This is a genomic window from Undibacterium sp. Di24W (assembly GCF_049340325.1).
Classification (GTDB): Bacteria; Pseudomonadota; Gammaproteobacteria; order Burkholderiales; family Burkholderiaceae_D; genus Undibacterium.
On sequence record NZ_JBMPOP010000002.1, the window covers coordinates 388,991 to 405,439 of the forward strand.

General features: G+C 47.7%; 20 protein-coding genes. 16 read left to right on the plus strand and 4 right to left on the minus strand.

Features of this window, described 5'->3' with window-relative positions; all coding sequences use genetic code 11:
* Window positions 1-253 precede the first annotated feature (253 nt).
* The 5 genes from ACO0KZ_RS05200 (at window position 254) to ACO0KZ_RS05220 (ending at window position 4,851) form a co-directional block, all read left to right on the plus strand.
* Window positions 254-616 carry an HPF/RaiA family ribosome-associated protein gene (locus ACO0KZ_RS05200; protein WP_422993438.1) on the plus strand — a complete coding sequence of 121 codons (363 nt, stop codon included), beginning with the start codon at window positions 254-256 and terminating at the stop codon, window positions 614-616.
* 65 nt (window positions 617-681) lie between these two features.
* Entirely contained in the window at window positions 682-1,197 is a 516-nt protein-coding gene (locus tag ACO0KZ_RS05205; protein ID WP_422993440.1) for a TerB family tellurite resistance protein, read from the plus strand.
* 90 nt (window positions 1,198-1,287) lie between these two features.
* Window positions 1,288-1,866, plus strand: a complete 579-nt coding sequence (locus ACO0KZ_RS05210) for a DUF2062 domain-containing protein (protein ID WP_422993442.1) — start codon at window positions 1,288-1,290, stop codon at window positions 1,864-1,866.
* Between the two features lie 67 nt (window positions 1,867-1,933).
* On the plus strand, window positions 1,934-2,833 hold the full coding sequence (nhaR, locus tag ACO0KZ_RS05215; RefSeq protein ID WP_422993444.1) for a transcriptional activator NhaR: 900 nt from the start codon (window positions 1,934-1,936) through the stop codon (window positions 2,831-2,833).
* Window positions 2,834-2,943: 110 nt separating this feature from the next.
* The gene (locus ACO0KZ_RS05220; RefSeq protein ID WP_422993446.1) at window positions 2,944-4,851 is read left to right on the plus strand and encodes a M28 family peptidase; all 1,908 of its coding nucleotides are present in this window, start codon (window positions 2,944-2,946) and stop codon (window positions 4,849-4,851) included.
* A gap of 209 nt (window positions 4,852-5,060) precedes the next feature.
* Here ACO0KZ_RS05220 and ACO0KZ_RS05225 read toward each other — a convergent pair whose 3' ends face one another.
* Window positions 5,061-6,098, minus strand: a complete 1,038-nt coding sequence (locus ACO0KZ_RS05225) for an OmpA family protein (RefSeq protein WP_422993447.1) — start codon at window positions 6,096-6,098, stop codon at window positions 5,061-5,063.
* 180 nt (window positions 6,099-6,278) lie between these two features.
* Between ACO0KZ_RS05225 and ACO0KZ_RS05230 the strand changes: the two genes are divergently transcribed.
* The 4 genes from ACO0KZ_RS05230 to ACO0KZ_RS05245 all read left to right on the plus strand — a co-directional run bounded on the left by ACO0KZ_RS05230 (window position 6,279) and on the right by ACO0KZ_RS05245 (window position 8,755).
* Complete coding sequence (locus tag ACO0KZ_RS05230) at window positions 6,279-6,659, plus strand: tautomerase family protein (protein WP_422993449.1); 381 nt, start codon at window positions 6,279-6,281, stop codon at window positions 6,657-6,659.
* A gap of 134 nt (window positions 6,660-6,793) precedes the next feature.
* On the plus strand, window positions 6,794-7,381 hold the full coding sequence (locus ACO0KZ_RS05235; RefSeq protein ID WP_422993451.1) for an HD domain-containing protein: 588 nt from the start codon (window positions 6,794-6,796) through the stop codon (window positions 7,379-7,381).
* 12 nt (window positions 7,382-7,393) lie between these two features.
* Complete coding sequence (locus ACO0KZ_RS05240; RefSeq protein ID WP_422993453.1) at window positions 7,394-8,083, plus strand: hypothetical protein; 690 nt, start codon at window positions 7,394-7,396, stop codon at window positions 8,081-8,083.
* A 168-nt stretch (window positions 8,084-8,251) separates the two neighbouring features.
* A complete protein-coding gene (locus ACO0KZ_RS05245) occupies window positions 8,252-8,755 on the plus strand; it encodes a hypothetical protein (RefSeq protein ID WP_422993455.1) in 504 nt (167 codons plus the stop codon).
* Between the two features lie 23 nt (window positions 8,756-8,778).
* On the opposite strand, the gene ACO0KZ_RS05250 is transcribed toward ACO0KZ_RS05245, so the two are convergent.
* Both ACO0KZ_RS05250 and ACO0KZ_RS05255 read right to left on the minus strand, forming a co-directional pair.
* Complete coding sequence (locus ACO0KZ_RS05250; RefSeq protein WP_422993457.1) at window positions 8,779-9,714, minus strand: MBL fold metallo-hydrolase; 936 nt, start codon at window positions 9,712-9,714, stop codon at window positions 8,779-8,781.
* Between the two features lie 34 nt (window positions 9,715-9,748).
* Window positions 9,749-10,186, minus strand: coding sequence for a DUF4188 domain-containing protein (locus tag ACO0KZ_RS05255; protein ID WP_422993458.1), 438 nt, complete (start codon window positions 10,184-10,186; stop codon window positions 9,749-9,751).
* A 155-nt stretch (window positions 10,187-10,341) separates the two neighbouring features.
* Here ACO0KZ_RS05255 and ACO0KZ_RS05260 point away from each other — a divergent pair, with 155 nt between their 5' ends.
* The 3 genes from ACO0KZ_RS05260 to ACO0KZ_RS05270 all read left to right on the plus strand — a co-directional run bounded on the left by ACO0KZ_RS05260 (window position 10,342) and on the right by ACO0KZ_RS05270 (window position 12,615).
* Window positions 10,342-11,238: a LysR family transcriptional regulator gene (locus tag ACO0KZ_RS05260; RefSeq protein ID WP_422993460.1), complete on the plus strand. Its 897-nt coding sequence runs from the start codon at window positions 10,342-10,344 to the stop codon at window positions 11,236-11,238.
* A gap of 467 nt (window positions 11,239-11,705) precedes the next feature.
* Entirely contained in the window at window positions 11,706-12,128 is a 423-nt protein-coding gene (locus tag ACO0KZ_RS05265) for a hypothetical protein (RefSeq protein ID WP_422993462.1), read from the plus strand.
* Between the two features lie 115 nt (window positions 12,129-12,243).
* Window positions 12,244-12,615 (plus strand): hypothetical protein, encoded by a 372-nt coding sequence (locus ACO0KZ_RS05270; protein ID WP_422993464.1) that lies wholly within the window; start codon window positions 12,244-12,246, stop codon window positions 12,613-12,615.
* A gap of 106 nt (window positions 12,616-12,721) precedes the next feature.
* Here the strand turns inward: ACO0KZ_RS05270 and ACO0KZ_RS05275 are convergent, their stop codons facing one another.
* Window positions 12,722-13,828: a patatin-like phospholipase family protein gene (locus ACO0KZ_RS05275; RefSeq protein ID WP_422993466.1), complete on the minus strand. Its 1,107-nt coding sequence runs from the start codon at window positions 13,826-13,828 to the stop codon at window positions 12,722-12,724.
* Between the two features lie 219 nt (window positions 13,829-14,047).
* On the opposite strand from ACO0KZ_RS05275, the gene ACO0KZ_RS05280 reads away from it, so the two are divergent.
* The 4 genes from ACO0KZ_RS05280 (at window position 14,048) to ACO0KZ_RS05295 (ending at window position 16,286) form a co-directional block, all read left to right on the plus strand.
* Entirely contained in the window at window positions 14,048-14,482 is a 435-nt protein-coding gene (locus tag ACO0KZ_RS05280; protein ID WP_422993468.1) for a GNAT family N-acetyltransferase, read from the plus strand.
* A gap of 73 nt (window positions 14,483-14,555) precedes the next feature.
* On the plus strand, window positions 14,556-15,005 hold the full coding sequence (locus ACO0KZ_RS05285; protein ID WP_422993470.1) for a hypothetical protein: 450 nt from the start codon (window positions 14,556-14,558) through the stop codon (window positions 15,003-15,005).
* A gap of 45 nt (window positions 15,006-15,050) precedes the next feature.
* A complete protein-coding gene (locus ACO0KZ_RS05290; RefSeq protein ID WP_422993472.1) occupies window positions 15,051-15,782 on the plus strand; it encodes a DNA alkylation repair protein in 732 nt (243 codons plus the stop codon).
* Window positions 15,783-15,893: 111 nt separating this feature from the next.
* Complete coding sequence (locus ACO0KZ_RS05295) at window positions 15,894-16,286, plus strand: DUF3224 domain-containing protein (RefSeq protein ID WP_422993474.1); 393 nt, start codon at window positions 15,894-15,896, stop codon at window positions 16,284-16,286.
* The last annotated feature ends 163 nt before the right edge of the window (window positions 16,287-16,449 follow it).

Here is a 16,449-nt window from a genome sequence, read left to right on the forward strand (position 1 = left end):
ATGCATTCCATCTAAGAGCTTGCACTCGAGTGCTTGAGTCGGCGGCAGAAATACCTTGGCATAAAATCCTAACGGCGCTGGGTCCTTGCCAACGCAGGGATGACACTAGTTCGATCTCAATATTCGCCGTGGGCGTTTTCTTTGTTTAATGAAGCATCGATTTTTTCGAGCAATGAGATTCAATTAATCGATTTGAATCTAGCTCCACTCGTCCTTACACTAAGTCCATTACCTAAACAAATGGAGAAGCGTAATGAACATCGATATACAGGCTCGTGGTTTTGAGTTGACTGAGGGCCTCCGTGAACACACATACCGCCGCCTCAAATTTGCTACTGACTGGGCGATGGATGATGTCAAAACGATTAAAGTCCGGCTTTCGGATATAAACGGCCCGCGTGGTGGTGAAGACAAGCGTTGTTTGATTCAAATACCTATGGCGAAAAAACAGCAAATAGTGATTCAAGACACCGAAGCTGACTTGTATATCGCGATCGATAAAGCAATTAATCGAGCCGAGCAATTACTTGCGAAGCGCATAGGTCGTATCAAAGAACATGCCCATGTCAAAGTGCATCATTTGGCTTATGACGAGGAAGTGTTGATTTCTAAGTAGAGCTTAAAGTAGCACGAGCACTAAAGCGTACAAGAAAATACCATTTTATTGAAGAGAGACATGTCATGAGAACTTACCGTGTAAATAGCCCCGAAGCGATGGCGCGTATCGTCGCCTTATCAATGTTGGTCGATGGCGGCCTGGACCAATCGGAACTGGACGTCGTTAGTCGTTACGGTATCGTCGAGCGATTAGGTTTAAGCGACGATGAATTCGAAAAGATTGTGCACCACTTGTGCGAGGACATGCTGCAGTGTGCTGATGGCGCGCATTATGGACAAATAGAGATTTCCAATTCAGCCATAGACAGTATTCTTGCTGAAATTAAAGATCCGCAATTACGTAAGCAGTTATTACGCATTATGGTCGCCATCGTCGACGCAGACGATAGCTTGAGTGATGGTGAAGCAGTGTTGATCGAGCACGCATTACAATGTTGGACGCTTGATTTAGTATCGATTAGCGACACACTTCTTGACGTTAATTTAGCGACTTTTGACAGTGCTCGATCATCTCGACAAGCCCATTTGCGAGATTATTCCTCGCCGAATAAAGCCTCAATTCTAGAAACGCACTATTAAACCTCTAATGATCTTATCTGAAATTGCTCGATGAAGTCGTATGGCTAATGCGAGCGGTGAAATACAGTTGTTTTGATGTGAAAATTAGGTATGCCAAAAAAATTCTTAAGAAGGGTGCTCCCAAGCCGGGAGACGATAGAACGTATTCCGATTAGTCGCCGTTTTACCAATCGGCTTAATCGACCTGGTCTATGGGACGTTGCGCGAGAGCCGGTGGCCTTAGGTTTGGCGGTGGGTGTCTTGTGCGGCATGATTCCGGGTCCTTTGCAAATGATCGCGGCAGTGACTTTAGCCTGCTTGTTGCGAGTGAATTTGCCCATGGCGCTCATTGGGACGTTCCTCACAAATCCTATTACTATCGTGCCCATCTATATGTTGGCTTATGGCATAGGGCAGAGCCTGAACGGTGCTGCACATTGGAATGAACTACCAGCGATGCCAGTGACAGATTGGACCCAGCTTATTGAGAGTTTGCACGCATGGTCCGCCTGGATGGCTTCACTTGGGACGCCTTGGCTGTTGGGTATGCTGGTTCTATCGCTATCTTTGGCGGTAATTAGCTATTGTTGGGTGCAGTTGATCTGGCGTGGTTGTCGCTTCTGGAGTCTGCATTGCTTGCGAGTGCAAAGGCGTAATCGAATAGCACAGATAAACAAGGCAATCATGTAGAATAAAAACCGTATGAACATTTGTTATATAAGTACATAGCGTAAGTTTAAAGATAAGGGACTCCAACTTGCCAGCATTGAATTTCAAGCACCTCCGATATTATTGGACGGTCGCCAAGACCGGTAGCATCGCTAAGGCGGCAGAAAAGTTGCATTTGACTGCACATGCAGTCAGTGGCCAGATCAACGAGTTCGAGCAGAGTCTCGGCGTGGAGTTATTCAAAAAAAATGGGCGCAATATCGAGTTGACTGATGCTGGTCGACGTATCTTGGTTTATGCCGACGATATCTTTAATTCTGGCGACCAGCTCCTCGATGCCTTGCGTGATCACTTACAAGCGCGTCGTCGCACATTTCGCGTGGGCATCGCCGATACCGTCCCCAAGGTCATTGCTTACCGCTTATTGCAGCCGGCGATCGAATTGGAAGAGCCGGTCCGCTTAAATTGCCGTGAGGGTCGTCTTGATCTCTTGTTGGCTGAATTGGCCTTGCATCGGTTGGATGTCATTATTGCCGATAGACCGATGGGAACCCAGACCAGTATTCGCGCGTATAACCATCTGCTTGGAAAATGTGGCTTAACCGTGTTCGGAACACCGGCATTAGCAAAGAAATACAAGGGTAGCTTTCCAGCATGCTTGCAACAAGCTCCGTTTTTAATACCTGGCGAAGATGTCGCGGTGCAAGGCAAGATTCTACGTTGGATGGAGGAATCGGAATTGCATCCTATCATCGTTGGTGAGTTTGACGATGGCGCACTAATGAAAGCCTTTGGTCGTGCTGGGGCAGGCTTCTTCTTAGCGCCGACTGCAATGAAGAAGGAAATATGTTCGCAACATAATGTCGTGGCCATTGGCGATGTTCCCAGCATTATTGAGGAAATTTACTTGATTACGATAGAGCGTCGCTTAAACGATCCCGCCATCCTCGCCATTAGTCAGACAGCCAAGCACGACATCTTTGCCTAAAATAGTTGTCAACAGACCCTAGACCTCAAAGGAACTTGACGAGCCTTCTTGGATCAAATGCGCTTGCATCACTTTCTTGTTTGCCACTTCGATCTATTCTGAGAGACTTCATGTACAAATATCCTTTGAGCGCCATGGCGCGCCATATTAGTGTTGCGTTGTTATTGAGTGTGAGTGTGGTTGCCTCAGCGCAAGATGCTACATCCAAAAAAATCGTCGAAATCGGCCTGCAAGACCCGCAAGTTATGACTTGGTTAGATGTGCTGACCAATCGTTTTGGCGGTCGTATGGTGGGCAGCGATAACTACACGCATGCCGCGCGTTGGACTAAAGAGCAATTGCAGCAATGGGGTATCCCAGCTGAGTTAGAAGAAGTAGGCCAACAGCCAGTCGGTTTTAATCGCGGTCCTTGGTTTGGCAAGATAACTGGCGCAACAGAAAAATCGCTGCGTTTTGGTACGCCAAGTTATACCGCCGGTACCAAAGGCGTACAGCGAGGCTTCGCAGTATTAGGTCCTGCCAACGAAGCAGAAGCCCAAACTCGCATGGCTGAATTTAAAAATGCCTGGGTCTTAATTCCTGGCGAGAGCCGAGGTATGGGACGTGACGGACGTAAAGAATACAAACCCGATGCTGTGACGCTAAAGTTAATTGAGGCCGGTGCTTTAGGTACATTGCAATCGGGCAAAGAGCCGCTGAGCCTGCTCGACGCCAAACCAACTAGCTGGGATAAATTACCGAATCTGCCGGATATTAAATTAACTGCTGCGCAGTACACTGAGATTCAAGAGCAATTAAAGAAAGGTGAAAAGCCTGAACTCGAATTTGATATTCGTAATTGGTTTTATCCCGGTCCAGTCCCATTTCATAATGTCGTAGCACGCATCCAAGGTAGCGAGAAACCTGACGAATACGTCGTGATCGGTGCGCATTTAGACAGCTTCGATAGTGCAACGGGGGCAGTGGACGATGGCTCAGGCGTATCGCCGACGATAGAAGCGATGCGCTTGTTAGCCAAGGCTGGCGCCAAACCAAGACGTAGTATCGTCATGTTGGCGTCCGCGGGTGAGGAGCTAGGTATTTTGGGCGCGTCAGCTTATACCGAAAAATACGCGAAGAACATGGACAAAGTCGTTATGATGCTCAATCGCGACGGAGCGCCCGGTGCGGTTTCTGGCATCACAGTGCCCAGCGCGTGGAAAGCACCGTTTGAGCGCGTCGCTAAAAGCTTGCAGGGCGTGAATACCGAATTTGGCTTTGAAGTAAAAACCAGCGATTATCCACGGGTACGCGCCGAAGCGCTGGCAGGTACTGACGCATCTGCTTTCTCTATGAAAGGCGTACCCACACCCTCTGCGAATAACAAAACCGATTTCAACTATGGTCGTACTTGGCACACGCTGCTAGATACTTATAACGAAGTCGTACCCTATGCCAAAGCGCAGCAGCACTCTGCTATCGCGATTGCTTTGATGGCCTACGAAGTAGCGAACGCGCCCGAGCCTATGAGTCGTGAGGGCTACTACTTACCATCGGGTCTGTATGTAGAATTAGGCACCAATCAAGGTAACGTTTTGTTCGCATTGCATCCAGAACTGGCACCTGCCACAGTGGCACGTCTGATTGGTCAACTAGAAACCAACTTCAAACCACCCGCATTCAATCCCGGTGCAGCAAGACCAACGACGCCTCCACCCGCTATCGGACAAGCAAAAAGGGTCGATGGCAAATTGGGATTTACCCTGACCGGCACCTGGCCTGATAGCGCGCTCAGCGAGTTGGTGAATACTTCACACAATTTGAAAGGCACTGTACTTGCCATTAACGCGCAAGGTAATTTGCTACTCAACGTAGCAGAGAGCGCCGTTCCAGCAGGCTTCATCACGATAGCGCAGCTAGTAGCAGGACAAGAGCTGTTGAGTAAATTGGAGACCGCAGGAGAATTAAAACAGATACGCGTAATTCGCGTGGGCGCTGAAGCAAAAGCCTTTGTTGGCGAAGGGCAGCAGAAAAAATAAGTGTCGTATTGGGTTTGTGTCTACTTTAATTTCGAACGACGCTACTCGCAGGTTCTGGCTAAAACGCCCTTCTCCACTAAGCGGGAGAAGGGTAGGGGATGAGGGTGGATCAGACTCGATCATAAAGTTTCGTCAGCCCAAGCAGACTGCCTTTTTGAGCTTTACTTGAGTTTACTTGATGTAAGTAAAGCGAAACTACAAAGACCAACTTACTGTGCCACCATCTCCACGCGACGATTGCGCGCACGTCCGGCCTCTTCCGTATTGCTCGCCACCGGTGCCAGATTGGCGTTACCTTTAGCGATCAATCGACTGGCGGCAATCTTGTAAGGCGCTGCGCTTAAGGCTTGGACTACTGCTTGTGCCCGTTGCAAAGACAGCGTCATATTACTATCGAAATTGCCGACATTGTCGGTGTGGCCGACAATGAAATATTTTTGTTGGGTTTGCGCTTGCATTAATTTTGCCATTTCTTCGAGCTGAACCTTTGATTCGTCTTTGATCGTGGCTTTGCCAGTGTCAAAAAATAGGCCGCTGAGCGTGACTTTGCCTTCCTCTTGTAAACCATTTTGTAAAGCTGTTGCATCGACTGCTACCTGGCCTGTCGGCATAGGCTTCGGTTCAACGAGATGAATATAGGTTTGGGTTAGACCGGTGACATCATATGCTGCCACCGATGTATAGAGTAAGACGTGGGTTTCTTGTTCACCGCGTTTGACACTACCGACTAACATCATACCTTTGTCGGGCGTTAAACCGGAGCTATGGCTGTAGCGGCTACTCGTCGGGGTGTAAATGCTGCCCTCAGCCCATTGCATTCCTTTGTTAGGCTCATTCATTTCTTTCCAGGCCCAATACAAATTACTACATTGGCTTTCGCACACAAAACGTATTTTTACGCCGGCGCTTTGCAAAGCTTGCTGATAATTGCGGAACACTTCGACCGGCATCTTGCCGCGTGGTGCGAGATAGATGATGCGCGTTTGCTTGCCTTCTAAAGTTACTACGTCTTGAAACTTCTTGTCTTTGCCGATGACATTGGTTGTTGGGAATTTCGTGATATCCCATTCTGCGGCAGAATAACCTGTTAGCCAAGAACCCACAAAGCGTTTGATAAAAGGATGATCAGCGCTTTTGGGTACGTCTTTGCCCCAATACTTAGCTTCATCGCTTTGTGCCAGGGCATGCGACGTTGAGAGAGTAAGAATCAGGCTGGCAAAAAGTGAAATAGCAAGACGAAGTTTCAAAGCAAGTCCTTTCGAATAGGTTGGAAAATTGTTGGCGCAGTATCGCCTAAAGAAGGTATTTGTGCAATTATCAAGCTTTTCCTGAAACGAGAATTCGGGTAATTCCTACTTACTTGTGTCATCTCGTATTATGTCAACACGCCTTATTAAACATTTCCATTTAAATTAACCGGAGTCAGTATGCCTATCGTAACGCTCACCGTCCGTAAGCCTAAGTCTGAAGAGTTCAAATCTCTAGTACTGGACTCAGTGCATGCCGCACTTGTTTCCTCTGGTGTGCCTACCACGGATAAATTTCAAAGGGTGTTTGAGCTTGACGCGCAAGATTTTCGCTTTGATACACACTATCCCGACCTGCAAGCAAGTCGTGATGACGATTTTGTGCTCATTGAAATTTTATGGTCGGTGGGGCGCAGCGTTAAAGTGAAGAAAAAATTACTTGAAGAATTGATGAAGCGTCTCGCTGAATCAGGACTCAATCCAGAGAATGTCATGGTTTGCTTTAAAGAGACTGCATGGGAAAACTGGTCATTTGGTGGCGGTCGCTTGATTCACGTTTGAATAGACGATACATAGGATGACGATGAACAAGCACGAAGTAACATCCTTTTTGGACTATCAAACTTCAGGCTACAATGCCCGCTAACACGATGATTTAGTCAGCTGCATAATTGCATCACTCTCTCGAAACGCGAATGAACCAACTACGCCAACAGCTCAACTTTTTACGCGAGATTGATCGCTTAAAATCGGTCATCCGACAATCACCATTATTGGATCAAAGCCGTAAAGAAAACAGCGCCGAGCATTCCTGGCATCTGGCGATGTATGCCTTGCTTTTGCGTGATCATGCTATGGGTGTAATTGATGTTGAGCGTGTCATTAAGATGTTGCTCATCCATGACATCGTTGAAGTCGATGTGGGTGATACGCCTATCCATAGTGGCGCTTCATCGCAAGATCAAGCGCTCCTTGAGACACAAGCTGCCGCACGATTGTTTGGCCTGCTGCCCGAACCACAAAGCAGCGAACTGCTCGCGCTGTGGCATGAGTTTGAAGACGCGATGACAGAGGACGCCAAGTTCGCGAAAGCCGTTGATCGGGTACAACCTCTGCTAGTGAATGTCCATACCGGTGGCGGTACCTGGACTGAAAATGGTGTGAGTTTAGAGCAGGTTCTGCAGCGCTATGGCCCAGTCATCGCGCGCGGCTCGCCGGCGCTGTGGCAGGTTTGTGAGCAATTGGCGAGAGAACATTTTGCTGCTCAAAAGTCTGCAATCTAAGGAGTACTAAATATGGAAACAGATCCAGGTAAAGTTTTAGACGAAGCCCGTGAGGCTGCGTGCAATAAGGATTACCCAATTGCGTTAGACCGTTATCGCTGGTTCTATGATAATGCGCTGCGGCTCAATGAATCTTACTATGGCGTCAGGCTGTCCTATTGCCTAATGGAATGGGCGCGTCTGGGTCAGGAATTTCCTCCGGCCTTGGAGGCATTGATTTCGCTTAAAGAAAGAACCTTGTCGGCATTTAGGGCATCGAAGTCCAGGCGGAGTTTTCACGAGTTTGCCTCAATCTGTCAGGTATTATCTTGTAGCGAAGAGGCATACCAAGAGTTTCGCGTTGTGAGTGATAAGGAGTTGTCTGCAAGCTTATTTAGGCATGTCTATCGATATTGCGCGTCGAATGGCATGTTGGATATTTGCCGCGAGTATCTCGACAATGGATATTCTCAGTATAGAGAAGCACTTGAATTACTCGATCACATGCTTAATTTTTCCAATGAACAGGCAGAAGGCGAAGCGCGTGAATCACTATTGCACACGGGTGTTGTGGAATTTAAACGTGAGATCTCTTGGTTATTGGCTATGCTGCGTCACGCCCAAGCGCTTGATGAGTATGAGTCAGCGATGACAGTATTAGAGTCTGATCTACGAGAACGAAAGCTCGAGACGGTTTTTCTTGAGATTAAGGGTAGTGCTTGAGATAGAACCTTGGTATTTGATCTCGATCGTCTGATGTCGTGGGCTTATGGGATTTTGTATTCAGCGCATGTTGCTGCATAGGGATTGAGCTTGGAAAAAGTGTTGTTTGACTTTTTTTCTTTGAATTTTGAAAATCGGGAAGCACCGTATTAATTCTTTTAACCTAGTATGACCATAATTATTAAATTCTTTAAGCCACACACGGCGTCTTTGTTGATAGCAACTTTGATCGTCGTTTGTTTAGCTCAATATCAGCTTGGTTTTATATTGAATTTCTTCCTGTTGGTTTGGATTTTTTGGCTGCCCTATAGTGCTTATCGCATCATAACCAATTCAGTAATTCGTCAGCATCAAATTGTCCGGGTTCTGATTTGGTTAATCGCTGCAGCCATTATTGGCTTGGCGCATACTGTGCAACATAACCATACGCGCAATGCGGCTGATGTATTCGTGATGAAAATTCAAGCTTTTACCGATAAGTATCATCGCTATCCTTCCAGTATTAGTGAAGTTGGTGTTAGTGAAGATGAATTGAACAGCCAACTTGGGCTTTCCTATTACTCATTGAATCAACTTGGAAGGCCAAGTTTTGTCTATGCGACCAGCTTTGAGCCCTTTAGTACTTTTTCCTATGATTTTGATGCCCGAGTGTGGGAGTATTTGCCAGACTAAATTTGCGTATGAAAGTTAGTGATTCAGTGCTGATGCCCCAGCCTCACCGCTATAGTCGGATGTCGCGCTACTAATCCTTTCAGCGCTTGTAAACTGCTCAGATTGCTAGCGTGATCGCGCGTATAGTCACCTGGTTCTACACCGTGTTCCCAGCCCCATAGTGTGTGTGAGGTATCGCCTACGATGAGGACGGGGCCTTGTGTGCTGCGTACCAGATAGGCGGTGCTGCCCTTGGTGTGACCTGGTACCGCAATCGCAAAGACGCTGCCGTCGCCAAAAATATCGATGACCGGGCGGTTGGTGGTTGCTGAGTCAATTCGGTCAAACGCCCATTCTTGCAATGGTGCGCGATTGGCGAGCAAGTGATCGGTGGCGGGACGCACGACCATGTTGAGCCAATAGGTTTCCTTACTTTCACCCGCGCCCGTAAAGACTGGAACAGACGTCGGAATATCGGGTAAACCACTGATATGATCGAGATGTAAATGCGTGAGAAATACACCGGATACTTTTTGCGGCAGTTTGGCCAAAATAGTGGACGTGCTGGTTTTTACCTGCATTTTTTCAAGTTGCATACCTTTACGCAGCATCCAGTTAAACCCAAACTTTGCCGGATCTTCTAGCAATTGTGCCGAGATGCCGGTATCAATTAAAAAGTAGCCAAACTGAGGATGTTTAATCACGTAGGTAAAAATTTGTATCGCCTCGTCCTTATCCTTGAGTTGCGCCTGACGTGCTGCTGGGCTATCTAAATTGACTAGCCCAGACAGAGGCACAGACCAGTTTGCAGCGGCGACAGTTTCAACGCTGATGGTGCCCGGTTGGTCTATCAATGCTTCCATGGCGGCTTGTGTGCTGGGCTTTCCTAAACGCGATGTTTCGGTAGGATGATTGCTGCTGGTGCAGGCTTGTAGGACGAACAAGGAAATGAGTGTCAAGCTGAGTGTGAACTTATTCATGTGACGTATCTATTTTAAGAAAATAGCGTTTGGATTATTTGTTTTTGACGGGCATAAAATCCCCGCTGGCTTTACCTAAGCCGAATAAAGGCATATTGACGTACACATTGCTGTGACTACCGGCAGTGATTTGGTAGCTTTCATGCCAAATGCCTACCGCAGTGTTGCCATCGGAAGCTTGTTGAAACGCGCGCCAAGCGGGTAGATGTTGGCGTTCTTTGCTTCTGGCATAGGCGTGCAATTGCTCCAGAGAGCGCCAGTACTGCACCATAATAATGGTGCGACCAAACCAAGCGTCCGCATGTAATAGACCCAATTCTGGCTGTGTGTACAATTCGGTCAGCATTCTAGGCATGGCACGCGCTACGGGCAACCAACGATGCACTTGCAAAGGTTTATTGATGCGCATGCCGATGAGGAATAAGACAAAATCGCCCTCTAGTTCTGCTTTCATACGATGTGGATAAATCATCTGCTCGCCTCTAAAATTTACAGTTAAGGCAGTGTCGCATATCCAAATATCTGCGACAATTGCCTAAATTTTGATGTATCCATCCGAATTTAAATGGATGTAGTCATTATTTGACGCAGTTTTTGCGGTAAAAAATGAAAGTTAAAGAGGCGCGAATGAGCTTACGTTGGGATGATGTCAAACTATTTGTGACCGTCGTTGAACAAGGTAGCTTGAGCGCCGCAGCGCGCGTGTTGCGACTCGGACAACCGACCTTGAGCCGGCGTATCGGTGAGCTTGAGGAAGCGATCGGTGAGAACTTGTTTGAGCGCGCCAGTAGTGGCGTGACCTTGACGCAAGCCGGTGAAAAATTACTACCTGCTGCGCAAAGAATGGCCGAATGGGCACATCAGGCCGAGCAAAATATCAGCAAAAAGACACGCCAGCCCGAAGGAAAAATACGCATCGCCGCGCCACCGGGGATTGCGTTTGATTTGCTGGCACCGTTAAGTAAGCAATTGCAGATCAAGATTCCCAAACTATACATGGAGGTCTTGTCGGGGGTAGAAACCTTAAACCTCGGGCGAGGAGAAGCGGATATCTCGCTGCGTACTGCCGCACCTAACGACGAGGATTTGATCTGTTTGGATCAAGTACACGTCCGCATTCGTGTGTATGCCGCCCCTAGCTATGCCGCAGAAATAGGGAAGAGCCCAAAGCCCGAAGACCTGAATTGGATATGTTGGGCCGAGTCGCATGATCATCTTTACGTGAACCAATGTCTGCGCGCCATGATTTCGAATTTTCGACCAGCCTTCACCTCAGACGACTTCAATGTTCAAGTCGCTGCTTGTCGTGCGGGTCTTGGCGCGATGCCCTTAGCCAAGGCGCCGCACACGTATTCCGTGATCAACGAATTGACTGAACTTGATCTGGATTTGGGGCCAGACGCGGTGGGCAGTTTGTATTTGGTGGTACACAAGCGCCATCGCTATTTGCCTAAGGTGCAATGTGTCACGGAACTCATTAGTGCAGCGTTTGAAGAGCTCAGGCAAACGCTCAATCGTTCTTAACGCAGATGCTATCGAGTTTTTCTTGTTGGGCTAAGCAAGCGCTCAATCACTGCCACGGCCGCTTACTGGCACGTGTAGGTCGTCCAAATAATCACGGGCGATATTGACGCTGCACGACACGCTTAAGTGTTGGCGGTGCACTAGCATAGCGTTCATCGAAAATGGCTGTAAAATGCCCGATCACGCTATTGATAGGGTTTGCGCGTCTTTGTCGATTTTGGCGAGTGCTCGTCAGACCACGGATAAGACTTTTTAGTGCGTTGTATGTTTGGGTTGATGGAAAGCTTAAGTGTCTGCTGAAAAGTGTCATTCGCGTATTCAGCTTTTCTAAAAATCACCTGCACTTTTTGTCGGTTTGTTTAAACCAAGTTGTTGTAGGGTATAAGCAAATTCAGCTAGGCCTGATGCGGGTTTCCAGAGGGTAGAAACAAATTGCCAAATTTTTGATGGTCGGTTATCTTCGCAACTTGTCAAATGAAATCGCGTTAGCCACTTATATGATCGCCTACGAAATCGAGATTGATGGAGAAAAATACGTCACTGCAGGAGTAGAGGATTGGTCAATCCTTAGTCTTCACGTCACTGCAAGCCGAGCCGCAGAGAAGTTAAAAGTGCGTGATGGCTATGTCGAATGCTCGGTTGGTGGTATGACGATTCCCGATTCAGATGATGTTCGTCATCACTTCCGCTGGGTCGAGGCTCCGCTTGCGATCGGGAGCCGTGTTTGTATCAAAGTAGTGGAAGTGGTAGACGCAGATCCTCCAAAGAATCGCTATCGTTCCGATTCGAAAATTCAGGAAAATCCATTCACCAAAGAAGAAATTCGCGAAATGCGTTACCGAGACTATCTAGAACTAAAGGCAGAGTTTGAGGGAGAAGCTCGTGGCTAACTCAACAATCGACACGGGCGCTTTGCGCCGGTCATTTCAGCGTTAAACATCAATGATTTCTGTGCACGATAACCTTATATATGGCTTCGCAACTTCGTCTACGAAGCAGAGGTTTGTGTTGCACACCAAATTTCGCCTTGAAAATGAGGCCATGGAGTTTACTGATGTTGTATTCGATGGCGTAGTCGCAATGCGACTTGATGATATCTGTATGACGCAAAGTATTCTTGGGGAAATTTATGAGAAAAGTGCGACAGAATTTTTTGATACGTTTGAAGAAGTCCTAAAAGTCGAAGAAAAATGGGGCATTAAACACTCTTATCTTTGGCTTCCTTTTAAGTACGAAAGCAAAGAAGATTTCATTGAAAAAATTAGGTCTAATTCACTTCTTTGTTTTGAAATAGATTCTTCATGGGGGTTAAATGGTTTTGTTATCGCGACAAGCTGCACAAGATTTTCTCGTGACTGTGAAGCAGAAATTGTTTAGCTGGACTTTCGACACTGACGCTCAAGCGTGCCGGTCAATTCAGCGTTAAAGCATAACTGACCGAATGACTCACTGCGATCACACTTCACTTTCGCCACTACCGCGCTCAACTACTACGCCCGCCAACCGGCACGCGCAAATCATCCAGATAATCACGGGCGATATTGACGCTGCATGACACGCCTAAGTGTTGGCGTTGATCTTGCAGCCATTGCTTCGCGCAGCTTTGTCCGAGGTCACGTAACTGATAAATTAGTTTAGCGTCAGTTTGTGATTTGCTGGAGGCGGGATAGGCTTCGAGTTCTGCGCCGCCGTCGATGCGATGCATGAGGACGTCTTTGTAACGAGTGGAATCGAGTTTGTTTTCGGCCAGTAGACGCTTAACAAAATCAATCGCGCGCATCTCAGCGATGAGGGCTGAGTTAAACGTCATTTCGTTGAGTCTGTCTAAAATATCGGCAGAGGTTTTCGGTAAGCTGTCACGTCGAATCGGATTAATTTGTACCAGCACGACGTCGCGACTTTGGCATTCGTAAATGAGCGGATGTATCGCCGGGTTGCCCGAGTAGCCGCCGTCCCAATAATGTTCACCTTCAATTTCTACCGCTTGAAATACCGTAGGCAGACAAGCCGATGCCATGACCGCATCGGCAGTCAGGCGCTGGCCGCTAAATATCTCGGCTTTGCCGTCGCTGACCTTGGTCGCGACTACAAACACTTTCAACTGCGTGCATGTCGCCAATCGGTCAAAATCAATTTGACGTTCTAGAAAGTCTTTGAGCGGATTAATATCTAAGGGATTACTTTGATAGGGCGAAATAGAACTGGTCCATAGACTACCAAGCGAATCAGAAAACATTTGCGCCGGTGAGTGCGCGCCAGCAAGAGCCGCCATGCCGCCAAACAAAAGATCAAACGGTACACGATGTGCGTGTGCCAGGCTATTTTGCATAGCGTTCATACTGATCACGCCGTCCCAAAAATCCTTTAATGACTGCCGTGCTGCCTCACGCCGCGCCAGTGCAGATTTTTTATCCGCTAAGGCAAAGCCGTGTGCCATTGCTACTGCATTCATGGCACCCGCGCTGGTGCCACTGACGCCTTCAAATTGGATGGTGCCATCGTCAAGTAAGGCATCAAGTACGCCCCAAGTAAAGGCGCCGTGTGAACCACCACCTTGCAATGCCAGATTGACGATATGTTGCTTACTCAAATGAATCTCCCTATGGGTGTTTTTTGCGATTGGTGCGAGGCTGCACTATCGTCAGAGTATAACGCTTGTGTAAGTGGGGTGTGATTTCTTGTTTGGGGCAAGAAGCCTCGGTGTGAACTTTTCGTAGTGTGTAATTATTTAATTGAGATTGATGGAAACAATTTCCAAATTCGGCGAGAAGTTTTATGATGGTGCCACCATTTAAGAAAACCGAATGCCATGCCAAACTACGCAATCCGCCCAGCCACAGAAGAAGATAGCCAAGAACTAGCAAGGCTATTTACCGAACTTGGACATCCAACTACGTCGGCGCAAATACTTACGCATTGGCCAGCGTGGTCACATTATGGCAGCCAAGCGCTGGTGGCTGCACACGTCGATGGGCAATTGTTAGGTGTGATCACGCTGCACAGCATGATCGTATTGCACCGGCCTAAGCCAGTTGGTCGTGTGAGTGCGTTAGTGGTTGATGCCCGTTTGCGTGGCAGTGGCGTCGGGCGTGCTTTAATGGCAGCGGCGGAACGCGTCTTGAAAGATGGGGGATGTGGTCTGATTGAGATTACCAGCAATAACCGCTTAGTGGATGCCCATGCATTTTATGAACACCTTGGGTACACTCGCACTAGCATACGGTTGGCGAAAAATTTGGATTGAAAAAGCTTGGGCGTAGATTGTTGAGGGATAAGTTAAATTATCATTCTATTTTTTGCTTGGTATGGGACTTCACATGCAGTTAATTTTTACAAAAGGGTCAGGCAAATACGACCAAATGGACGTGATGCGCAACGGCGTAGTCGCTGAAAAAATAGAGTGCCCAAAGCAGGGTATTATTCCTCATGATATGGTGCATTTTGGGGTCGAGAGTACGCTACATAAGCGCGGATTTGTGGATCGCATTCTTCACGGCGAAGCGGCAACATTTCAGATGGAATCAGAACCAGAAAGTGATGGCGTAGAGCGCTTGGTTGAAGTGTTTCAAGCGGATGCTTGGTCGGGCTGGAACAGTGCTCCCGCCGATATGTTAGATTTGTATCGGGTCACTTGTAATGCTCGTCAATGCGAGCCTTTGGAATTGAGTCTTGAGGATATCGATGCGGTACGCCAGAAGCTTTTAGTCCTGACAGCACAATGGCAATTGGTCGCAATAGGTGAGTCTTTGGTTTTGCAATTTGAATAGAGTTGATTTGGCACATCGCTTTGATTCACAGATAAGGAGGCAAATATGAGTACAGCAGACTCCACCCAGCAATCGATCTCAATTTTAGTGAAACAGTTAGAAGCGCTGGGTCTAGAATCTCACCGCAACACCTTACTCAAACATGGTGCGCAAGAGCCGCTCTTCGGTGTCAAAATTGAAGAGATGAAGAAGCTGATGAAGCCCTATAAGAATGATCTGGCTTTTGCGTGTGCTCTGTTTGATACCGGGATTTATGATGCGCAGTATATGGCGGGTTTGCTGTCCGACGGGAGCAAGATGAGCGCGGCGCAATTGCAGCACTGGGTAGAAACAGCCAACTCCCAAGGTATACGTGAATACAGTGTGGCGTGGGTGACGGCAGAGAGTTTACATGCGATATCCTTAGCATTGGCGTGGATAGATTCTGATAACCCCGATATTGCCGCCGCTGGTTGGTGTACGCTGAGTAGTTATATCTCGGTCACAGACGATGCGGATTTGGATTTGAAGTTATTGCAAAAACTGCTCAAACGCGTGCAAGCTGGGATTCATCAAGCACCAAATCGCGTGTGTTATTGCATGAATGGTTTTGTGATTGCGCTAGGTTGTTATGTTCCGGCGCTCAGCGAAGCAGCAATTCAAGCCGGAAAAAAAATCGGTGAAGTTGTGGTCGATGTTGGTGATACTTCCTGTAAGGTGCCGTTCTCGCCTGACTATATCGCCAAAGTCGCGCAGCGCGGTAGCTTGGGCAAAAAGCGTAAGACGACTAAGTGCTGAAGACTGGTTCCAGTTAGTTTTAGTCAATTCGTCGGCCTTAGTTTGTGCATAATGACTACACGCAACTACGCGGAAAATACACTCATCGCTATTCAACTCAAGGACTCGACCATGCAACAGATACGCGGCAGTTTCGACGTAAAACTCCAACCACAAGCGCCAGCGGATGCGATTGCAGAAGCTAATTTGGGGCGTCAAACCATAGATAAACAGTTTCATGGCGATTTGAGCGCGCACAGTTTGGGTGAGATGCTGGCAGCAATGACCGAGGTCAAAGGCTCTGCAGGCTATGTGGCGATAGAGCGGGTGAGTGGCACTTTACAAGGCAAGCGTGGCAGCTTTGTCTTGATGCATACCGGCGTCATGGACAAAGGCACGCCACACCTGACAATACAAGTAGTGCCGGATTCCGGCACGGATGAGTTAGTGGGCTTGAAAGGGCAAATGCAGATAGAAATTAAGGAGGGAAAGCATTTCTATGTTTTTGATTATAGTTTGCCGTGATAGCACATTGAACGCTATTTCTTAAGTCTTGTTTGCCCCCCTCTCCCGCTGGCGGGAGAGGGGGGATTGTAGGGCGGGTGCAACCCGCGCCGCCAACTCGTCGTATAACTGGGCCGCGCGGGATGCTCCCGCTCTATGGAAACATTGTCTAAGTGACTTCCTA